Below are 20,762 nucleotides of genomic sequence, written 5' to 3' on the forward strand. Positions count from 1 at the left end.
GTCTGTGAGTAGCTACCGTGTACCGAGTACTCATACCAGTTGGAGACAACACGGACCGCGCGCTGAATGCCGCTGAAGCCGTCGCAGGGTTTCCAAACGCTGACGAGGAAGTCGAGGCGGTGATCCTGAACGTCTTCGAAGAGTTCGACGTCACCGGCGAGGCCGGCCAGATCAAATCCGAGGATATCTGGGACGAAACAAACTACCCGGAGGCCGTCGACGCTGTTGAGGAGTATCTCGAGTCTCACGTCTCAGCAGTCTCAAAGCGACGCGAGCACGGTGACGTGACCGAAAAGATACTCGCGGCCGCAGATGAAATCGACGCTGACAACATTGTGATGGGCGGTCGCCAGCGGAGCCCTACCGGGAAAGTGCTATTTGGAAGCACTACACAGTCAGTAATGCTGTCTGCGAATTGTCCAGTCACAGTCTCTCTCAGGGGGTGATATATTACGCTGTAACACAGGCGAATAGAACCGCGATGATGTATTTTCGCAACCACGTGTAGGAAACAAACAAATAGATTGTTAATGTTTGAATGTGATGGCTGTGATGTACATGGTAGACAGCCACATGAAGCGACGTAAGTTTCTGTACAGTACAGCTGCAGCAGGCATCGTAGGTCTCGCCGGATGTAGCGGCGACGGAAACGGAAACACCAACGTCAGTGACGGCGGTTCTCAAAGCGGCAACGGTGGCGGCAACGGTAACGGCAACGGCGGCGGCAACCTTTCGCTGCGCGTCGGTACGTCCGCCGGTGGCACCCAAGACGTCGGTCTTGCTGTTGAGCGCGCAGTGAGCCAAGAGAGTGACAGCCTCGAGTATTCCACAATAGAGAGCCCGGGCTACATCGGAACCATTCGTCGGATGGCCAACAACCAGTTCAACGCCGGCATCACCGACAATAACTCTCTCATGAAGGCCATCGACGAGCGCGGTGCGTTCTCCGATCAGCCTGTCGACCGTATCCCGAACTATGGGTTCTACGCATTCCCATACAGCATCTACATCATCGCCCGCGACGGCACGGGGATCGAGACGTTTGACGACCTCGCGGGTGCTAACGTCTACCCCGCCGAACCAGGGTACTCGACACGGGCGACCACGCTCGATGTCTGGTCACAGGATCCGACCGCCGACGTCTACGACCAGATGAACATCCAGAATATGGGGGTCGACTCCGCACCCGGCGCGATGGAAGAAGGAAACATCGACGCGAGCATCGCTTACGGTACTCCCGGTGTTCGGTATACTGGTTTTGTCCAGGAGATCGCGTCTCGAATCGACGTTCACTACGTCGAGCCGACGGATGCACTCCGCGAGTCCGCTGAGTCGTACTCGGGCGCCGGCACCGGTACCACGAGCTACGACGACTGGCAGATAGCCGACGCGGACATTGGAACCGATGAGGTATTCCACTGGAACCTCGAGGTGAACTACACGTTCAACCCGGAGGCCAATGCTGACGCCGTCTATGAACTTTGCCGCGTCGTCGATGAGCACAATGATGTCGTCAACGAGGGCGAAGCCCAGTTCAACGACTTCGAGTCTACCGGGGACATGCTCGGCTCCGCCCGCGAAAACATCCCGGTCCACCCGGGTGCTGTCCAGTACTACAAGGATAACGACGCGTGGGACGACAGCCTCCAAGAAGGCGAGAGCGCCTGAGGCAATGGCGATCCAACCTTCGTCCCTCCTTCAGGAGGTATCGACCACTAATCTAATCCATCAATGAATACACAATCGGATTCGGTTGAACGGCTTTCCGGGTTTCTTCGAGGTATCGATATCACGGTCACTGTAGTGGCGGTGCTGTTCTGGCTGGGCGTGCTGTACTGGGCGCAGACGCAAGTGATCGGCGACGTACGGTACGCGACCGCATTCGTCGGCGGCATCATGACCGTGTATGCACTTAACGAGACGCGGCTCGCCATTGAGGATGGCGACTGGGCCTCTGGCATCGTGTTGATTCCGGCGTCACTGGTGTTGATGACCGCGTCGGCGTTCTTCGCGCTAAACTTCGAGGACGTCTACCTGCTCCGGCAGGGGTACGCGCTCGAACACGAATACATGCTCGCGCGCCTCGTCATCCTCTCGCTAATGTACCTCACGTGGCGAGAGTTCGGGAACGTCTTCCTGCTACTCGTTGGTGGCGTGTTCCTCTATGCGCTATACGGCAATCACGTGCCGGGAGTCCTCGGGCACGCCGGCATGGGTCAGCAGACGCTCCTGCAAGTGACGGTCACAGACCTCTACGGATTCTACGGGAACCTGACTCAGATCACCGCAACCTGGATCGCGCCGTTCCTGCTGTACGCCGGACTCCTGTTCGCGTACGGCGCATTCGACCTCATCCTTCGGATCGCGATCGTCGCTGCGAGGTATATCGAGTCCGGCGTCGCACAGACCGCCGTACTCGCGTCCGCGGTCATCGGTTCCATCAACGGCTCGTACACCGCTAACGCAGCGATGACGGGATCGTTTACCATCCCGACGATGAAGGAGTCCGGGATGGAGGGCCACCGCGCAGCCGGTATTGAAGCGGTCGCATCCACAGCGGGGCAGGTCCTTCCGCCTGTGATGGGGGCGTCTGCATTCGTCATGGCGTCGTACCTCGGCGTTCCATACCTCGACATCGTCGTCGCAGGACTCATCCCGGCCGCGATTTTGGTTGTGTCCATTACCATCGCGGTCCACTACACGGCTATTTCGGACGCCAGCAAACAGGAGATGGAGTTCTCGGAGTTCTTCGACGAGACGCTCTCGAATAAACAGAAAGTGTTCGAGGCAATCCGGTTTGGTGTCCCGTTTGCGCTGCTCATTTACCTGCTCGGTATTGCCCAGTACACGGTGATGACATCGGCGCTGTACACCGTCGTTGCGATGACCATCATGGGCATCCTCGTGCCGGCCGTTCAGCGAACCGTGGACAGCGCGGACGTTGGGGCAGCCGGCGAGCTCTGGACGCAACTGAAGAATACCATCCATGGGTTTCGCCGTGGCGCCATCATTCTGGCACCGATCGCTATCATCTTGGTGGTTATCAGCGGCGTCGTGAACGTCTTCAGCACGACCGGCGTCCCCGCTAAAATCGCGCTCCTGCTCATCAACGTCTCTGGTGGCGTCCTGCTGTTTGCAGTACTGCTCGGGATGGGCGTCGCTATTCTGATGGGCGTCGGGATGCCAACAGTCGCCGCCTACGTCATCGTCGCAATTCTCATCGTGCCGACGTTCGTTGCGGACTTCAACATCCCGGAGATTACAGCCCACTACACGATGTTCTACGCAGCTATCCTTGCGGGTATCACACCCCCGGTCGCGACTGCGGCAGTCATCGCCGCAGGCATCGCAGAGGCGAACTTCTGGCGGACCTGCGGTGCCGCAATCAAAATCGCCGCACCACTGTTCGTCCTGCCCATCGCGTTCGTCTATAATCCCGAGATGATCACGATGTCCGTTGGCCTCAACACGGTTATCGTTGGGACGCTCGTGCTGCTCGGCGCGATTACGATAATCTATGGCCTCAACTATCCATTCCGGCTGGAAGTTGGTCGAAAGATCGCCTTACGAGCGCTGTTGACGGTGCTCGGCGTACTCGTAATGGTGTACCCGAGCAACATCGTGAAGTTCGCTGGTATCGTGTTGTTCGTCAGTATCTTCGTCGCAGAGAAAGTGCTAATGCGCGGTCTCGAACTGCCGTTCGGCAGAGGTACAAGCCAATGAGTTCGACAGACGACTCCCCGGAAGCGGTCGCGGAAGAGTCTATCGATCAAGCCGGCGGACTCGGTGAAGTCATTCCCGAGCCGCTACTGCCGGTCTGGCGTCGCATCGAACTCGTCCAGTCATTCCGGCAGACCCACGGCGAGACGTACACCGGCGCCCTCGAGGTACTGGTCGGTCTTGCGCTCGCCGCCGGCTACATCTGGTGGCTTATCCTCTATCTGTAGTCAGTTCTCGGCTCAGCGGGCACTTCGCCCGCGATCGACATCACTCGTGCCACTCCATGGCACGATGGATATCGTGTGGGATATGGTTGTTCTGCTCGCGGACATCCTCTAGGTACGAGCGTAGTTTGGGCGCGAACTTTGGGTGCGCGCAGGACTCGATAATGCGCTCGGCGCGCTCTACCGGCGAGCAGCCGCGGACGTCCGCGACACCTTGTTCGGTGACGAAGACGTCGACATCGTGCTCAGTATGATCGACGTGGAACGCCATCGGGACGACGCGAGAAACCTCGCCGTCCTTTAGTGTCGACGGGAGCGCACACACGGTCACCAGTGAATTCCGGTTGAAGTCCGCGGAGCCGCCGACGCCATTTATCATGCGTTTGCCGCCGACATGCGTCGAGTTGACGTTTCCGTAGATGTCGACCTCGATGGCGCTGTTGACGCCGATGACGCCGAACTGGTTGATGACGCCAGGGTGATTCGAGACGTCTGCCGGCCGAAGCACGACGTCCTCGGCGTACCGCTCGACGTTCTCGAAGAGCCGCTGCTGGCCGTCGTCGGTGAGCGCCATCGAAGTAGCGCTCGCGCACTCCAATCGGTCATCGTCGAGCATATCGAGGAGACCGTCCTGAATAAGTTCGCCGAAGTAGGCGACATCGCGGTCACCGAAGTCAAGTTCCTTGAGCTTACCCATGAGTGCATTTCCGAGTGACCCGACACCGAACTGAAGGTGGACGGCGTCCTCAAAGACGGACGAACGCTCCATCTCCGTATCGAGGAACGCTCCGAGATTCCCAGCGATGGCGAGATCATCATCGGTCGGATCACGAAACGTATACGTTGAGTCCGGGGTGCTAGTCTCAACGACGCCTGCGAGTTTCTCTGCGTCGAAGCTGACATGTGCGGTACCAATGCGTTCACTAGGATCGGTGAGCGGCACGGGGTCGCGGTTCGGCGGTGCATCAGGTCGATAAACGTCATGGAGCAACTGCAGTTCGAGTGGCTGTCGGTGGTTTAGTTCCACAAATAACTGATCCGCGGCCTCAACGAATGCAGGCACTTGGCCGAGCGATGTCGATGGGATGAACCAGTCCTCGCCGACTGCAACCGCTTCAACGATGGCAATGGCGGAGTCGACGAGTCCGCCATACTGTACCTCGTCGCCAATAGCCGAGGCGTTTCGGTCACTGAACGCGATATCGCGGCGGTTCGTCGCTGCCCTGGCAACCCGCGAGGACTGGTAGGAAAACCGTCGCTCGATGGCACCCGACTCCACGAGATCGACATCGATCTCATCGCCGACATTCCCGCTGTGTACCACTGTTAACGAGAGGTCTCGGTCATCCTCTACGAGTGCAAGCGGGATCTCCTTCGGGTAGCCGACGCTCCCGAAACCACTTATGAGTACCGTCGCGTCCGTGTTGATGGATGTCGCCGCTTCCGTCGCGTCGACGACCGGCACATCGCCATGTAGCCGCTGTTCGACGGGTTTCTGTGGCGAACAGGTCATCGTTCCTCCTCGGCGTTCCGGCGGGGCATGCGCTTCTTCAAGGCAATACAGCCGTCTGTAGCGGCCGTACGGCCGCCTGTCGTGTGACCTGACATAGTCTATGAGTGGCAGCGTTCGAAGTCAGACGGTCTCGTCTGACTCCGTGTCTTCGTTGGTCGCTTGTCATCTCGAGGTAACAGCACTGCGTTATTAAAGTTCGGGTCATAGGTAGTTGGATGGCCGGCACGTCTGTTCCCCACCGACTACTTCCGCACGTATCCACAAGATGGAGCAGAAACGTATGCAGAAGCTCGGCGGCCTCAGCGATGCCGCGACGGATGTTCTCTCCGAGGACAAATGTGTCGATGGCCTTCAGTACCGTCTTGCAGTCGCTAAATAGCTCGGTACCTCTGCTGATAAAGTAGCTAATCTAATGAGTAACCTCGTACTCGTGGGGCGGAAATCCAGTGTCTTCCACAACGGTGTAGTGACACGCGGCGCTCGATGTGATCGTAGACCGATCCCATGAGGAACGGGTCGTTCCACAAGCTGACAGTAAAGAGCTTGAATAGCCGGTCTCCTAGCTCGCGGGCTTGAGTAGAACAACTCTGAGAATCAGTTCGCGTTCAGACTTTCTCGACGAGCGTCTCCGCGATATGTTCGCCGAACGGTAGCGACGACGTCAGTCCCGGAGAGACCGCGTTGAGAATGTGGACGGCGTCCTCGCGCTCGACGAAGAGCGGGTCTTTAACAAGTTCGCCGTCGTCGCTGACGAGTTGCGCCCGGATGCCCGCGTAGCTCTGTTGGAGGTCCTCGGCGCGTACATCCGGGACGAGTCGCTGGGATGCCTTCGTGAACTTTTCCTTCCGGTAGGACTTGTTGAGTTCGTCCCACGCCACCTTGATCATCAGCTTCGAGGACAGCAGCTTTCGGAATCCTTCGTAGGTGAGCGTCTCATACAGGTCTCGAGGATCGAATTCGGTGTTGTCGTAGGCCTCACGACCGAACGCGAGTACGGCGTTTGGCCCGACGATGACCTTCCCGTCAGTGCGGCGCGTGTAGTGGACTCCGAGGAACGGGAGTTCGGGGTTCGGCGTCGGATAGATCATCGTCTGGCAGAGATCCGCACGCTCTGGGCGGACCTCGTAGTACTCGCCGCGGAACGGCACCACCTGGTAGCGCTCCCCGACGCCGACCTGGTGGGCGATCTCGTCGGCGTGCAGACCCGCCGCGTTCACGAGGTAGGACACCTCAAAGTGACCGTTGCTCGTAGCGAGGTGGTACCCGTCGACCGTTTGCTCGACGCGCGTGACCTCGTAGTCCGTATAGAGGTCGACGCCCGCCTCCCGAACCTCCTTGGCCAGCTCGTAGACATACTGCTGGGAGTCTACGGACGCGGCCTCTGGCGCGTACAGTGCAGCCTGTCCGTTCGCGTGCGGCTCGTGCTCGTGAATCTCGGCTTGCGAGTCGAGGAGTTTGTATTCGACACCGTTGGCTTCGGCTTGCTCGGCGAGCTTGTCGAGGCGGGCTTCCTCGCTGTTGTCCTGCGCCACCACGAGTACTCCGAGTTCCTCACACGGGATGTCGTGCTTGGCACAGTACTTCTTCATCCGGCTCGTGCCCTCGGTGGCGAACCGCGCCTTCTTCGAGTCTGGCGGATAGTTGAAGCCGGGGTGGAGGACCCCTGAGTTCCTGCCGCTCTGATGAGCCGCGAGATGGTGTTCTTTCTCTAGGACAGCGACGTCGAGGTCAGTCCGCTCGGCGAGGTGCTTTGCGACTGATAGCCCGACGCAGCCGCCGCCAACAATGGCGACGTCGTGGTACATCATCGCTGGTGACAGGGTTCCTGTGCCGACGGCTTATAAGTGGTGGTCGCCACAGTCTAGGGATCGCCATCCGAGTGTAGGTGCATGGCAATCGCCGCCGTTGAGGGGCTGACCGGGACAGCAACCCCTCCTACAAACTCGGGGGTTGGTGAAGACTGAAGACGGACGACCATAACCCTAGATCGTTCGTTTCACTCTTATTTTGCCACACAGCTCCCAACATCGGTGTCACTTCGCTCTGTGATCTCCACCGGTGCGTTTTTACGGGAGAAAATAGCTACAAATCTCATAGCGATGAAAGTCCTCGTAACGGTCAAAGAAGTCACAACTGTAGAAGACGAGTTTGAAATTGAGGGGACCCAAATCGACGATCAATACCTCAACGCCGACCTGAACGAGTGGGACGATTACGCCATCGAGGAGGCCGTCCAACTCCGGGAAGAAAGCATCGCCGACGAGGTTGTGACAGTCACCATCGGTCCAGAAGACTGCGAGCAGACGATCCGCCAGGCGCTTGCGAAAGGTGCCGACCGTGCCGTTCGTGTCTGGGACACCGCTCTCGAGGAGAGTGATGTACTCGACGTTGGCGCCAAGACCGAGATCCTCGGCGCTGTCGTCGAGCAAGAGGAACCTGACCTCGTACTGACCGGTGTTCAGGCCAGCGACGACAGCTTCAGCGCCACCGGCGTCTCCCTAGCCGAGGAGATGGGCTTCCAGTGGGGCGCCGTTGTCAACCATCTCGAACACGAACTTGACGACGGTGTTGCGTCCGTGCGACGTGAACTCGAAGGCGGTATCGAGGAGGTCACCGACATCGATCTTCCCGCCGTTCTGACCGTTCAAACGGGGATCAACGAGCCCCCTTACGCTAGTCTGCGGGGCATCCGTCAAGCCCAGCGCAAGGAGTTGGAGGTCTACAGTCTCAGCGACCTCGGCGTCGATAAACACACCGTGGACGCCGACCTCGAGCTAACGGAGATGTACGTGCCCGAAAGCGAGAGCGACGTGGCAATCTGGGAGGGGAGCCCGGAGGAGACGGCCGGACAATTGGCTGCTCTGCTTCGCAACGAGGGGGTAGCACAATGACCGATATTCTGGCCGTCGCCGACCACCGTCGCGGCGAATTGCGCGATGTCAGCTACGAACTCGTTACCGCAGCCCGCCAGCTCGCCGACAACACTGGTGGCAGCCTCAACGTAGCTGCCATTAGTGGTTCCGTCGACGAGTTCGCCGAGAAACTCAATATTAAGGGCGTTGACAAAATTCACACCGTCGACTACGGTGAAGAGTTCAATCACGACGTTTACGTGCAGGCGCTCACCCAGCTCTACGAAGCGATTGCTCCCCAATACGTCCTGACTCCCAATAGCGTCAACGGTCTCGACTACGCGCCCGCAGTCGCTAATAAACTCGACCTGCCGATCGTCACTGATACCGTCACTCTCGAGACGGACGGTGATACCCTTCTTGCGACCCGCGAGATGTATGGTGGGAAGGTCGAGACCACTACTGAGATCAAGGGTGACGCGGTCGTTACCGTCCGCGGTGCCGAGTGGTCTCCTGCGAAAGGGACTGGCGATGCCGACGTTCAGGCCTTCGATGTCGAAATCGATGACGACGCTATTCGCTCAACGGTCACGGGCTTTGAAGACGTTGGCGAGGGTGACGTCGATATCACAGAAGCCGACGTACTCGTCTCCGTCGGTCGTGGAATCGAAGAAGAGGAGAATCTCGCTCGATCTCATTTTCGACCTTGCGGATGCGCTGGATGCAACGGTTTCCTCGTCACGTCCGATCGTCGATAACGGGTGGCTATCCCAGAGCCGACAAGTCGGCCAGTCGGGCAAAGTCGTCACTCCCGACATCTATATCGCTATTGGAATTTCAGGGGCAGTTCAGCACGTTGCTGGCATGAAGGGTTCGGACACGATCGTCGCAATCAATACTGATCCGAACGCTCCGATTATGGATATCGCGGACTACGCGATTGTTGACGATCTCTTCGATGTCGTTCCACAACTCATCAAAGAGTTCCAGTAAAATAACGAGATATTTACTATGTTAGCGCAGTCAGGCGTGGTGAGAGAGACATACTGGGATATCACCAGCGTCGAATAAGCGCTGTTCGATCTTTTTGCACGGATAGCGGTTGCTGTCTTTGCTTACAGTGTGTATTGAGGGTTCGTACAGCACGCTGAGTATACTCCGACTACGTGCTCGAGGTTCCCACGCCAATGAGATCAGGTCAGCTATCGTCACGAACGTGTTGTGCAGCTGCTTGTCTATTGGGTCACCAATCTGTTTAGAAAGTCGATCGACCAGCCGCGAAATTTAGCCGACTTCAGAGTATTATAGCGAAGTGATGATCAATACCCCTGCGCGTTGCCGTCCTTTCGCGGTTCGGTTGCACCGGAAAGGATCCCGCCATTGTTGCGAGCGATCTGTGCACCGCCGAACATACCGGCGTTTAACGTGCGCACCTTGTGTCCCTTCCGTACGAGTTTCGCGGCCACGTCGTCATCGAAGTGTGGTTCAAGGGCAAGATGGCCATCTTCTCGGTAGCGCCATCGTGGCTCATCGAGTGCGCGTTGGAGCGGCATGTCGTAATCGACGAGGTTACTGATCAGTTGTACGTGTCCCTGTGGTTGCATATAGCCGCCCATTACACCGAATGCCCCCCAATCGTCCTCGTCGAAGCGAACAATTCCCGGAATCAATGTGTGGAAGGGACGCTTACCGGGTTCAAGGCTGTTTGGGTGGTCTGAGTCAAGCGAGAACGAGCAGCCTCGATTCTGGAGGGCAATTCCGGTGTCTCCGGCGACGATACCGGAGCCAAAACCAGCGAACCGAGAATTAATGTAGGACACAATATTACCGTCACGGTCGGCAACGGTGAGGAGGACGGTGTCTGCGTCCTCGGCGTTCGCTTCGGGGACGCCGAAGCTAACGTCGTGATTTGCCTCCGATCCAACCTCGGCTGCACGCTCTCTCGCCCACGATTTCGAACCAATCGGTGGATGATCCTCGAACGACGGATCCGTGATGTACTGATGACCGTCGTGGAAAGCCAGCTTCGTAGCCTCGGCGAAGTAGTGGACGCGCTCGGCGGAGTCATACTCGTACCCGCCGGCATCAATTTCTTCGGCGATATTTAGCGCCTCGAGGGCAATGAGTCCCTGATTGTTCGGAGGCAGTTCGTACACTGTCGCACCGTTGTACGTCGTTGAGACGGGATCGGGCCATTCAACCTCGAAGGAGGCAAGGTCCTCGACAGTCATAACTCCCCCTTCGGCTTGTACCGCGTTGGCAATCTTTTCAGCGATTTCGCCTTCGTAGACGACGTCGGCACCTGCCTCGGCGATACGTTGCAGCGTCGCCCCAAGCTCTGGAAGTTTGATATACTGGCCCGTATCCGGGGCCTCACCGTCGAATAGGTACGCCTCGCGGGCGTGTTCGGACTTAAACAGCTCCTCTCCGTGTACCCACTGGCTTGAGACTACTTCTGAGACCGGATAACCGTTGATCGCGTAGCGAATGGCAGGCGCCAACAGTGTCGACAAGTCCAACGTCCCGAGGCGTTTCACGGTGGCCTCCCACCCGCGTGCAGTTCCAGGAACGGTGACCGTATGAGGACCAGTTTTGGGCATCGTCGCGTCCTTACCGCCACCGACCGCCTCACGGACAGTTTCGATGGTCGCGTCTGACGGTGCGCCACCGCACGCTCGCATCGCGCCGATCTCGTCTTCGGCCGTCCGGTAAAGGGCGAACACGTCGCCGCCGAGACCCGTCGATGTCGGTTCGACAACGTTGAGCGTGGCCGCAGTCGCTACTGCCGCGTCAAAGGCATTCCCGCCGTCGCGAAGGATCTCAATGCCCACCGAGGCGGCAAGCGGTTGACTCGTTGAAACGATTCCCTGCTGTCCATAGACGGTCGAACGACGGGAATTGAAGCGGTCCAAATCGGGTTCCATGTTCAATATTGTGACGTGATTCATTTACCAATATGTTTCGGATGTTCATAATATTGGTACCCGGGCATGATTGACACAACAGGCAGTTACATAAAATAATTTATGTTATGGACATGAATCGTGGGCGGTACGAAACTGCAGGTCTTAGGAGTACCCCATTTGAAACAGAAGTTGCCATTGGGCCAATAGAAACAGCTGAATTAATTTCGAATGTCTTCAGGGAAAGCCAGAAGTCTGAAAACGCAGGTAGAACTGATCCATACAGAAGATATCGGCGTTTATTACCGCATATTTGAGGTCGCCGCTGAATCAAAAGGGATGTTTTTACCCAACGAAAGCATCAATCAGCGCTATGGACAGGAACGATCGATCTATCATCAGCTTTGCGATGGTTTCCCATGCAATGGTCCATACGTATGAACTATCGATCCCGATACTCATGCTACTGTGGGCAAGCGAGTTCTCAATCTCGATCGGGCTCCTCGCTGTCGTCGTTTCCACCGGTTACGCGATGTTCGGGTTAGGAGCCCTTCCGACGGGCGTCCTTGCCGATATTTACGGTTCGCGACTGCTTATCGTCTGCTGTCTCGTCGGTATGGGCATCTCGTTTCTCGTCTTGAGTATCGCACCTACGCTCCCGGTCCTCGTCTTTGGATTGGTCTGCTGGGGAATCGCAGCGAGCATCTATCACCCAGCCGGCCTCTCGCTGATTAGCACGGGCGTCGTTGATCGTGGGACGGCGTTCGCATATCACGGGATGGCAGGCAACGCTGGAATCGCACTCGGACCGTTGGCGACCGCGCTACTCTTGCTCGTTGTCGACTGGCGGCTTGTCGCTGCGCTGCTCTCGATCCCCGCCCTGCTTGCTGCACTTTACGCGTTGCAGGTACAATTCGACGAAACTGCAGGAACGAAAGACCGACAGGGCGAGTCCGACTCAAGTGACGCGACGGCTGCGTCTTCATTATCAGAACTGTGGACCGAATCGAAAGCGCTGTTTGCCACCGGTTTTAGCATCGTCTTCATTATCGTAATTTTCAACGGTCTGTTTTACCGCGGTACACTGACGCTGCTGCCTGAAATACTGACCACGATGCTTGAGCCCGTTGTTGGTGATTTACAGCTTTTCGAACCGGATTCACCAATGGCTGAGGAGTTTCAACCCTCTCGATTTTTCTACACGGGACTTTTGATGGTCGGCATCGGCGGCCAGTACGCTGGCGGAAAACTAACTGAGCGAGTGGCGACGGAGCGGGCACTAATGATTGTTTTCGCATCATTGGCGGTTACTGCTCTCGTTTTCATCCCCGCAGCACGGGGTAGTCTCGTTACGCTTGCGCTAGTCGGTACAGTACTCGGATTCCTCTTGTTTATGATCCAGCCGCTCTACCAGGCGACGATCGCGCAGTATTCCCCCGCGAACGCCCGCGGTCTCTCATACGGATTCACATACGTCGGTTCCTTTGGAGTCGGCGCGCTCGGAGCAACCATCACCGGCATCGTCTACGAAGGGTTCGGTGAACTAGCGATGTTCGTGACGCTTGCCGGGTTCGCGCTCCTTGCGTCCCTCCTCAGCTATTCGCTACTCACCGGGAGCTATGCTGAGGCAAACTCGACGGCAGTGGAATCAACTGACGATTAGCCAGTGTCGGAACGTCTCAGGAGAATACGGGTGAGCGGTCCTGTCACCACTCCGGAGTACGACTCGTTAGCTGCACCGAAATCCGTATCTAATGCCGTTGAAAACAGCGGCATTTTCTGGGTGAAGCCCTCGAGAGGACACAACGGAACGTGATCTTGAGACGTTATTATCTGTCTAACACTTCTAAATTCGAACTGGTAGATCTAGATCTCTTAATCGATAGTCTTCAGTAATTTGGCTCGCGAGAATCGGGACTCTCGACGGTCCAGTCACTGAGCGGTACGAAGACGATGTTGCCCACGCTGGGACCAACAGCGACGGCGATCTCAAGGTAACGATGATCGCTGAGGAAACGGAGAACACCCTAACTGGCGTCGCCATTGCTCGTTCTCTCAAGATGTCGCTGAACTGCCTGCTCGTTCTCAAACCGACTCAAGTAGACAGTGCCCTGTATGAGATCGTCTCAGGTGTTGCTTTTAGTGGAGTTCTTTCTATCGGTAATTGGATGAGAAGTTCAGTAGGGACGTTGAGACTACACCGGCCCCATCGGGTCTGTAATGTGCGTTTTCAGCAGCATCAGTGCACAGAAACTGCATCAGACCGAGGCTCCAACCGCCGTTTTTGTATCACTACCAACAATTTCGAGAGATTTCCGAGACTGCTACCAGTGTTGCGACTCAGAACTTCGGGGCTTCCTCGGACGGAGTAGCCTTTCGCCGATACCTGTCTCCTTCTTTAACATCGTAAGCGTGTTATCCGCGATCACAACGGTGCGTGCTCGTACTTACCGGTCAACTTGACTTGGACGAGCAGATCAGCGAATCGGTCGCTTCCGTAATCATGGGGGACAGCCAGGCGAGCGTCTGAGAGGCATTGAATGGTTCGTGCATTACTATAAAGTGTTCAATTGTAAACTGCGGTTCGAACAAATATCGTCAGTAGGCAGTGCCGAGGTAGGTGTGGACCGCGTTCGCCTCTTCGAGTTCATCGGCGAAGGCGATCGCGAAGTCTTCCATGCTGATGTAGCTGTCTTCCTCGTCGTCAGCGGCGAGTTCGCCCTCGGCGGTGCGGTACTCGCCGGATTCGATCAGCGCCGCGGGCGCAACGTACGTCTACTCGAGGTCGTCGGCCTCGCTGAGAATCTCGTAGGCGTCGATCGCCGCGCTGGCGACGGGTTTCCACTCCTCCGGGAAGCCCTCGGTCTCGATGAGTCGCGTGTCGGAGCCGACTGTGAGCCCGCCCGCGCCGCCGGTCCAGACGAGGAGGTCGACCGATGCGCGACGCAGCCCCTCGATCGTCGCCTCCATCATTGTTGTAAGGATCTCGGGGGATGCGTCATCGGACGGCCCGAGCGCAGACACGACCGCGTCGTGGCCGGTCACGAGTTTCGGGATATCGTCGGCATCGGTCGCGTCGCCCGAGACAGCGACGAAATCTGGACCGTCGACATCCTCGACGGTGCCGCTTCGAGAGACGCCGGTGACGGCGTGGTCTCGGTCGAGCAGTTCGTTCGCGACTCGAGTCCCGATTCGGCCGCTCGCACCGAGCAGTAAGACGTCCATGGCTGGCTGGTTTTGCGGTTGGGTCGCACGATGAAGGCTAAATACGGCCCGTTAGCTCATAAATAGTCGCCGTCCCGCTCGTTCGTGTCGCATCCCCATTATTTCGGCGAACGGAGCAAACGATGCCATCGACTCGACGGGGTCATCAACATGGCGTCGGCAGATCCGAGCGACCAGCGGTCGCAGTGTCTCGAGGACGGACTGAATCTCCGTGTGACCGAACCGGCCGAGTCGTTGTGCAGCGCCCAACAGTCCGGTGACGAAAGAGTGAGCGTGCGCCAGACAAGCCTCGAGTTGCGAGAGCCCGCGCGAATGGGCGACGACGCCGAAGACGACCGGGTAGTGGCCGGGTATCTCATCGGCAGCGACCGCTGCAGCCGTCGCTGCCTCGAGGCCCGCAGATTCCTCGGCTGTGCTCGATTCGGACGCCGGATCGACGTCAGCTCTGCTGGACGATGCATCCGTTTCGACGAGTAGTTCGCACAGTTTCGCGCCCGCTTTGGTCGAGCTCTCGCGAAACTCGTGGGGCATCGTGACGGCGTGGAGACGTCGATCGACCCGCCGGAGTGCTTCGAGATCCCCGTCGGCGCTCGCCGCGTGTGCGTTCGCTAGCGCAACGGTTTCGCAGGGACCGACCACGCGTCGGAGGTACGCGGCGATCAGTTCGCGGAGGCCGTCACCGTCATCGATGTATCCTTCGTTGACGTACTGCTCGAGACCGTAGGACGCCGTGTAGCCGCCGACCGGGAGGAACGAGTCGGCAAGTCGCAGCGCCGTCAGGAACGACTCGGGAGCCTCATTAGTGGTCATGGCTGTGGTCGGGTTCGTGCTCGCCGTGAGTGTGGTCGTGCTCGTGTGTCGTGCCGTCTCGAGTGTGTCTGTGATTGTGTCCGCGATCGGGGTCTTCTGGGCCGTGCGAGTGTTCGCCGTGGTCGTGCTCGTGTCCGTTCGTCGAATGATCGTGCTCGTGATCCGGCATCCCCCCGAGATCCGTCACGAACAGATCCGCTTCCACCGTCGTCTTGCGAACGGCAGCACCCGGAACGACGTCGGCGATCACTCGCTCGACGATATGCTGGTCAGCTTCGAGCGGTACGTAGACGACGCCGTCCTCGACGGCCAGATCCCAGTGTTGGTTGCCGATCCGGTGGCCGAGTTCGACTGCCGCATCACGCGTCGTCGCCGTCGCCTCCGGCAGTTCGACGGCGAGCGCGTCCCGCGGTTCGAACGCGACGATGATCATTCGGTCGTCCTCGAGGAGCAAGACGTCGCCCGCCGAGACGGCGGGTTTGTCGACGACGACGCCAACGTCGGTACCGGCATCGGTCACCGCCCGAAACCGCGACCGTCGACGGTTGTCGGCGTCGATGACCACGCGTTCGAGGGTGCCGTTCGCCGCGTGCTCGTCCCGCAGCGTCGCGAGGTCGGTGTCGGCGTGGACATTGCCGACGATGCCATCACTGTGCTCCATCAGTATCGTCGGTCGGTCGGTGCGCCGACCCCGAGCGTGCGTTGTCTCGTTTCGTCCCAGGCTGCCCGTAGCGCTGCCGTGACATCGGCCTCGCGGTATCCGAGGAGTCGCACGATGGCGCCGGCTTCGTACGGTAACGTCGAGACGCCTGCGTGGACGGCGGTCCCGGATTCGGATTCGGATTCAGTCTCGAGTCCGTCGGCGTCGATGTCCTCGAGTCGATCGCGGATCGCGTCGAGCAACGCCTCGAGCTCGATATCGGCGACGCCACTCCCGCTGTCAATCCCGTCACTCGCAGCAGGTGCGAAGACGTACAGCGAGCCGACGACGCCGTAGTCGCCGACGCTTGCCGGATCTCGAGGGTTGCGCTCGTCCGGCCGGAGATCGACGGCGTCGGCACAGACGAGGCGATCGTCGTGTGTGGCCTCGACACGGGCGTGATAGTGGTCGAAGCTAAAGGGCTCGTGGTCGGACAGCCCGTCGGGGACGAGCACGTCCGCGACAACGACGACCGCATCGTCGGCGAGATCGACCGACACCGTCTGCAGACAGCGCGCGTCCTCGTTGACGATCGTCGGTCCTGGGACGTACTCGAGGTAGCTTCCCGACGCGCCCTCGAGCGTGGCGTCGAGGTGGGCGTAGTTCGCGTCCATGCTATGGACCTTGGTCGCACTCTGGGTCGTGACGCGCGCGCGAGCCCCGGAGCGAGCATCGATCCGCATTCGGTGGCGGTCGCCCTGTGCGACGCCGCCGGTCGGCTCTTGGGCGACCAGCGTCGCAAGTCCCGGCGCGGGATCCGTATCGAGTGCCCCAGTCAGGTGGTAGGGAACCTCCACGCGATCCCGAACCAGCCGGGTCGGCCCGCTTCCGGAACGGGCGAACGTCGCCTCGAGCAGGCCGTTCTTACCAGGTCCGCCGGCGGGGGCCTGCGCGAGCGATTCGTCGGCGTACCGCTCGAAGGCGGGCGGAATCGCCGCCTGCGCTACTGCGCTTGTGTCGGACTGCCTTGTGCTCACGCGAACAGCACCTCCCGCTCGACGTGTTCGAGGACGGCGTCGATGCCCTCGCCGTCCTTGCAGTTGGTGAAGACGAACGGGTCGTCGCCCCGAACCGCGGCGGCGTCTTCCTCAATTACGTCGAGGTCGGCGTCGACGTGTGGTGCGAGGTCGGTCTTGTTGACGACCAGTAGGTCGGCCTGCGTGACGCCGGGGCCGCGCTTGCGCGGGATGTCTTCGCCTTCGGCGACCGAGATGACGAACAGGAAGTAATCCGCGAGTTCCGGGTTGAACGTCGCTGCGAGGTTGTCGCCGCCGCTCTCGACGAGAACGACGTCGAGGTCGGGGTGGCGCTCGGTGAACTCGTCGATAGCCGCGAGATTCATCGAGGGATCCTCCCGGATTCCGGTGTGCGGACAGGCGCCAGTTTCGACGCCCTCGACGAGATCCTCGGGTAACAGATCCGCAAAGGAATCTCGGAAAACGTCGGCGTCCTCCTGTGTCATGATGTCGTTGGCGATGACGCCAACCTCGTAGTCGCGTTCGACCAGCGCCGGCACGAGTCGCTTGACCATTGCCGTCTTACCCGAGCCGACGGGGCCGCCGAGGCCGACTTTCGCGACGTCTCGGTACCCCATCAGTGACCCCCCGTAACGTCATCTGTCGTCTCGAGGTCTGCATCCGGATCCGGATCGACCACCTCGAGCTGGGCTGGACCGTCGGCCCGGATCGGGTCGTGAATCGTCACGAGTTTGGTGCCGTCGGGGAAGACGGGCTCGATCTGGATCATGTCGACCATCTCGGGGACGCCGTCCATGACGTCCTCGCGGGTGAGCAGTTGGGTCGCCTCGCTGCGGATCTGCGAGACGGATTTGCCCTCGCGGGCAGCCTCACAGGCCCAGTCGGAGATGTACGCGACCGTCTCGGGGTGGTTGAGCTTTACGCCGCGATCCTTTCGTCGGCGAGCAAGTTCTGCGGCCATGAAGACCGTGAGTCGTTCCATCTCCTTCGGCGAGAGGTTCATTCCCATCGGCTCACCTCCGTTTGATGGCTCGGGGCCGGTTGCGTCAGTTGTCGTTGGGTCGATGCCGTCGGAATCGTCGTGGAAGTCGGGGCTGTGTGTTCGGAGTCCATAGTTCAGAGCAGGTACCGCTGTGCGAGCGGCACTTCGTCGGCCGGGTCGCAGGTGACGTGTTCGCCGTCCACTTCGACCTCGAATGTCTGGGCGTCGATCGAGATGTCGTCCGGACAGTGATCGTTGTGAACCATGTCGGATTTTCGGACCGACCGGGTTCCGCTGACCGGCCGGACGGGCGTCTTCAGATCGTAGGCCTCTCCGACCTCGTTCTCATAGGCGGCGTCGCTGACGAACGTGATCGACAGCCCCTGTTTCGCTCGACCCTGTGCCCCGGCGCGTTCGCGGCCGATCACCGGCTCACAGGTCATCAGCGAGCCGTTGGCCTCGCCCATCTGGGACCAGACCGGGAAGCCGCCCTTGATCACTGCCTGCGGCTTGACGCCGAAGAAGGCCGGATCCCACAGCGCGATGTCCGCCAGCTTGCCGGGCTCGAGCGAACCGACGTAGTCGTCGATCCCCGCCGTAATGGCGGGGTTGATCGTGTACTTGGCGACGTACCGCTTGATACGGGCGTTGTCGGCGCCAGTGCCTTCGTCAGCCGGGAGCGGGCCGCGCTGGACCTTCATCTTGTGGGCGGTCTGCCACGTCCGGGAGAGCAACTCGGCCATTCGACCCATCGCCTGGGAGTCCGTCGTCATCATGCTGATTGCGCCGGTGTCGTGGAGCACGTCCTCCGCGCCGATCGTCTCTGCGCGGATACGTGACTCAGCGAACGCGACGTCCTCGGGGACGTCAGGGTTGAGGTGGTGACAGACCATCACCATGTCGAGGTGCTCGTCGAACGTGTTCTCGGTGTAGGGCATCGAGGGGTTCGTCGACGACGGCAGCATGTGCTCGTGGCCGATCAACTCGAGCACGTCCGGTGCGTGACCGCCGCCAGCGCCCTCGATATGGAAGGTGTGTATCGCGCGGCCGTCGATGGCATCAAACGTGTGTTCGACGAAACCCGACTCGTTCAGCGTGTCGGTGTGAATGCAGACCTGAATATCCTCCTCGTCGGCGACCTCGAGACAGGTGTCGATCGCCGCCGGCGTCGAGCCCCAGTCCTCGTGGAGTTTGAGGCCGGCGACGCCAGCCTCGATCTGTTCGCGGAGCGCGTCGGGTTTACTACTGTTTCCCTTGCCGTAGAAGCCGACGTTGACGGGCCAGTCTTCGGCGGCCTGTAGGAATCGCTTGACGTTCTCCGGCCCGGGCGTACAGGTCGTCGCTCCGCCGCCGAAGCCGCCACCGAGCATGGTTGTCACACCGGAGCCGATGGCGTGCTCGACCAGTTGCGGGCTGTTGAAGTGAACGTGAATGTCGAGCGCGCCGGGCGTCGCGATCAGGCCGTCGGCAGGGATCGTGTCCGTACTCGGCCCAATTACCATGTCGACGCCGTCCATCGTGTCTGGGTTGCCAGCCGTGCCAACGCCGACGATCTTGCCGTTGCGGACGCCGATGTCGCCCTTCCGGATGCCGAGTACGGGGTCGATAATGACGACATTCGTAAAGGCCCAGTCGAGTGCGCCTTCGGCCCGGGTCGTTCCCGACTGCATTCCCATACCGTCGCGCATCGTCTTCCCGCCGCCGAAGACTGCTTCCTCACCGGGGACCGCATGGTCCTGTTCGATCTTCGCCAGGAGATTCGTATCACCCAGTCGAATACAGTCACCGTCCGTCGGGCCGAATAGTTCGGTATACTCGTCGCGAGGGAGGTCGCGACTCATCAGTCACTCCCCTCCGAGTCCGAAATATATCCTTGCGCTCGAGCCCGCTCGAGTGCAGCCGCTTTCGCGCCGTCGGCGTCGAGTTCGCCGTCGACCAGGCCGGCCATCCCGTGGACGATCCGGTCGCCACCAATAGCGACGAGATCGACGTCGCGTTCACAGCCCGGCTCGAATCTGACCGCCGTCCCAGCCGGAATGTCGAGACGCATTCCGTAGGCGGTCTCCCGATCGAACTCGAGGCCGGGGTTGACCTCGAAGAAGTGGAAGTGTGATCCCACTTGAACGGGACGATCGCCGGTGTTCTCGACCGTAACGGTCGCCGTCGGACGCCCCTCGTTTATCGTCACTGGGTCGTCGGCAGGGAGCACCTCGCCTGGAACGAGGTCGCTCATTCCTCGATCACCTCGAGTCCGAATTGGAAAAGTTCCGTGGAACGACGTAGCATTACGGCGAGAGTTACAAGTACGGACAACGTAAACGCACCCTTGCGCACCAATATTTGCACAATGGGCGCCGGTTCGACTTCAAATGACCAATTGTGGGGCAGTTTCAGTTTCGATCGGAAGAGCGGTGACCGCTCATCCGGTGTAGAATCTGAATAGTTTCAAAATAATATGGTGGGCTGACAAATATAGTGAATACAACACAACCCTTCCGAGCGGCCCGAACGAGTTTCGAACTCGGTGTCGTGTCCGACATACAGAGGGTGTCGCCGCCGTCGGTTCACCGAATCGCGTACGATGGCCTCCGAAATATCGTCGGTTTATATTCTCGAATTCGGAGGAGGAAGCCATCTATCGACGGGCTGTACGGTCGAGGCCGATAGGATCGATTCGCTCGAGGCGGAGACGATCGGAACGATCGACCGGCGGAATCGTCTGTTCACGGCCTGAAACAGCGGTACAGTATTTCCAAACGTACGTACAAAACCGTTCCGCCCCCGAGAGACGACAGAATATCCCATATTTGCCCATCATATTCAGTTCAATCGTTCATTCGCCCATAATAATAGGGG

The 20,762-nt window shown here is 59.3% G+C and carries 16 protein-coding genes and 2 pseudogenes; 7 read left to right on the top strand and 11 right to left on the bottom strand.

Annotation, left to right across the window (positions count from 1 at the left end):
* Positions 1-17: 17 nt before the first annotated feature.
* The 4 genes from ATJ93_RS20325 to ATJ93_RS20340 all read left to right on the top strand — a co-directional run bounded on the left by ATJ93_RS20325 (position 18) and on the right by ATJ93_RS20340 (position 3,947).
* Complete coding sequence (locus ATJ93_RS20325) at positions 18-446, top strand: universal stress protein (RefSeq protein WP_120246470.1); 429 nt, start codon at positions 18-20, stop codon at positions 444-446.
* Between the two features lie 112 nt (positions 447-558).
* Positions 559-1,668 (top strand): TAXI family TRAP transporter solute-binding subunit, encoded by a 1,110-nt coding sequence (locus tag ATJ93_RS20330; protein WP_120246526.1) that lies wholly within the window; start codon positions 559-561, stop codon positions 1,666-1,668.
* A 63-nt stretch (positions 1,669-1,731) separates the two neighbouring features.
* Entirely contained in the window at positions 1,732-3,723 is a 1,992-nt protein-coding gene (locus ATJ93_RS20335; protein ID WP_120246471.1) for a TRAP transporter permease, read from the top strand.
* Positions 3,720-3,947, top strand: coding sequence for a hypothetical protein (locus ATJ93_RS20340; RefSeq protein WP_120246472.1), 228 nt, complete (start codon positions 3,720-3,722; stop codon positions 3,945-3,947). The genes ATJ93_RS20335 and ATJ93_RS20340 overlap by 4 nt, the downstream gene beginning before the upstream one ends.
* 40 nt (positions 3,948-3,987) lie before the next feature.
* On the opposite strand, the gene ATJ93_RS20345 is transcribed toward ATJ93_RS20340, so the two are convergent.
* Both ATJ93_RS20345 and lhgO read right to left on the bottom strand, forming a co-directional pair.
* The gene (locus ATJ93_RS20345; RefSeq protein WP_120246473.1) at positions 3,988-5,457 is read right to left on the bottom strand and encodes an acetyl-CoA hydrolase/transferase C-terminal domain-containing protein; all 1,470 of its coding nucleotides are present in this window, start codon (positions 5,455-5,457) and stop codon (positions 3,988-3,990) included.
* A gap of 605 nt (positions 5,458-6,062) precedes the next feature.
* Positions 6,063-7,265 (bottom strand): L-2-hydroxyglutarate oxidase, encoded by a 1,203-nt coding sequence (gene lhgO / locus ATJ93_RS20350; protein ID WP_120246474.1) that lies wholly within the window; start codon positions 7,263-7,265, stop codon positions 6,063-6,065.
* Between the two features lie 291 nt (positions 7,266-7,556).
* Here lhgO and ATJ93_RS20355 point away from each other — a divergent pair, with 291 nt between their 5' ends.
* Complete coding sequence (locus ATJ93_RS20355) at positions 7,557-8,348, top strand: electron transfer flavoprotein subunit beta/FixA family protein (RefSeq protein WP_120246527.1); 792 nt, start codon at positions 7,557-7,559, stop codon at positions 8,346-8,348.
* Positions 8,345-9,302, top strand: a pseudogene (locus ATJ93_RS20360) (electron transfer flavoprotein subunit alpha/FixB family protein). The gene ATJ93_RS20355 and the pseudogene ATJ93_RS20360 overlap by 4 nt, the downstream one beginning before the upstream one ends.
* 326 nt (positions 9,303-9,628) lie before the next feature.
* On the opposite strand, the gene ggt reads toward ATJ93_RS20360, so the two are convergent.
* Positions 9,629-11,233 (bottom strand): gamma-glutamyltransferase, encoded by a 1,605-nt coding sequence (ggt, locus tag ATJ93_RS20365; RefSeq protein ID WP_120246528.1) that lies wholly within the window; start codon positions 11,231-11,233, stop codon positions 9,629-9,631.
* A 352-nt stretch (positions 11,234-11,585) separates the two neighbouring features.
* Between ggt and ATJ93_RS20370 the strand changes: the two genes are divergently transcribed.
* Complete coding sequence (locus ATJ93_RS20370; RefSeq protein WP_120246475.1) at positions 11,586-12,875, top strand: MFS transporter; 1,290 nt, start codon at positions 11,586-11,588, stop codon at positions 12,873-12,875.
* 935 nt (positions 12,876-13,810) lie between these two features.
* Here ATJ93_RS20370 and ATJ93_RS20375 read toward each other — a convergent pair.
* From ATJ93_RS20375 to ATJ93_RS20410, 8 genes and pseudogenes are all read right to left on the bottom strand, one after another.
* Positions 13,811-14,437 (bottom strand): annotated as a pseudogene (locus tag ATJ93_RS20375) (NAD(P)-dependent oxidoreductase).
* 51 nt (positions 14,438-14,488) lie between these two features.
* A complete protein-coding gene (locus ATJ93_RS20380) occupies positions 14,489-15,247 on the bottom strand; it encodes an urease accessory protein UreF (RefSeq protein ID WP_120246476.1) in 759 nt (252 codons plus the stop codon).
* Positions 15,237-15,908 (bottom strand): urease accessory protein UreE, encoded by a 672-nt coding sequence (ureE, locus tag ATJ93_RS20385; RefSeq protein WP_120246477.1) that lies wholly within the window; start codon positions 15,906-15,908, stop codon positions 15,237-15,239. The genes ATJ93_RS20380 and ureE overlap by 11 nt, the downstream gene beginning before the upstream one ends.
* A complete protein-coding gene (locus tag ATJ93_RS20390; protein ID WP_211334107.1) occupies positions 15,908-16,924 on the bottom strand; it encodes an urease accessory protein UreD in 1,017 nt (338 codons plus the stop codon). Before ATJ93_RS20390 ends, ureE begins: the two co-directional genes overlap by 1 nt.
* Positions 16,921-17,541 (bottom strand): urease accessory protein UreG, encoded by a 621-nt coding sequence (gene ureG, locus ATJ93_RS20395; protein ID WP_120246478.1) that lies wholly within the window; start codon positions 17,539-17,541, stop codon positions 16,921-16,923. The genes ATJ93_RS20390 and ureG overlap by 4 nt, the downstream gene beginning before the upstream one ends.
* On the bottom strand, positions 17,541-17,933 hold the full coding sequence (locus tag ATJ93_RS20400; protein ID WP_120246479.1) for an urease subunit gamma: 393 nt from the start codon (positions 17,931-17,933) through the stop codon (positions 17,541-17,543). The genes ureG and ATJ93_RS20400 overlap by 1 nt, the downstream gene beginning before the upstream one ends.
* Positions 17,934-18,040: 107 nt before the next feature.
* The gene (gene ureC / locus ATJ93_RS20405; protein WP_120246480.1) at positions 18,041-19,747 is read right to left on the bottom strand and encodes an urease subunit alpha; all 1,707 of its coding nucleotides are present in this window, start codon (positions 19,745-19,747) and stop codon (positions 18,041-18,043) included.
* Positions 19,747-20,139 carry an urease subunit beta gene (locus ATJ93_RS20410; RefSeq protein WP_120246481.1) on the bottom strand — a complete coding sequence of 131 codons (393 nt, stop codon included), beginning with the start codon at positions 20,137-20,139 and terminating at the stop codon, positions 19,747-19,749. The genes ureC and ATJ93_RS20410 overlap by 1 nt, the downstream gene beginning before the upstream one ends.
* Between the last annotated feature and the right edge of the window lie 623 nt (positions 20,140-20,762).

Origin of the sequence: Halopiger aswanensis (genome assembly GCF_003610195.1) — an archaeon.
GTDB lineage: Archaea > Halobacteriota > Halobacteria > Halobacteriales > Natrialbaceae > Halopiger > Halopiger aswanensis.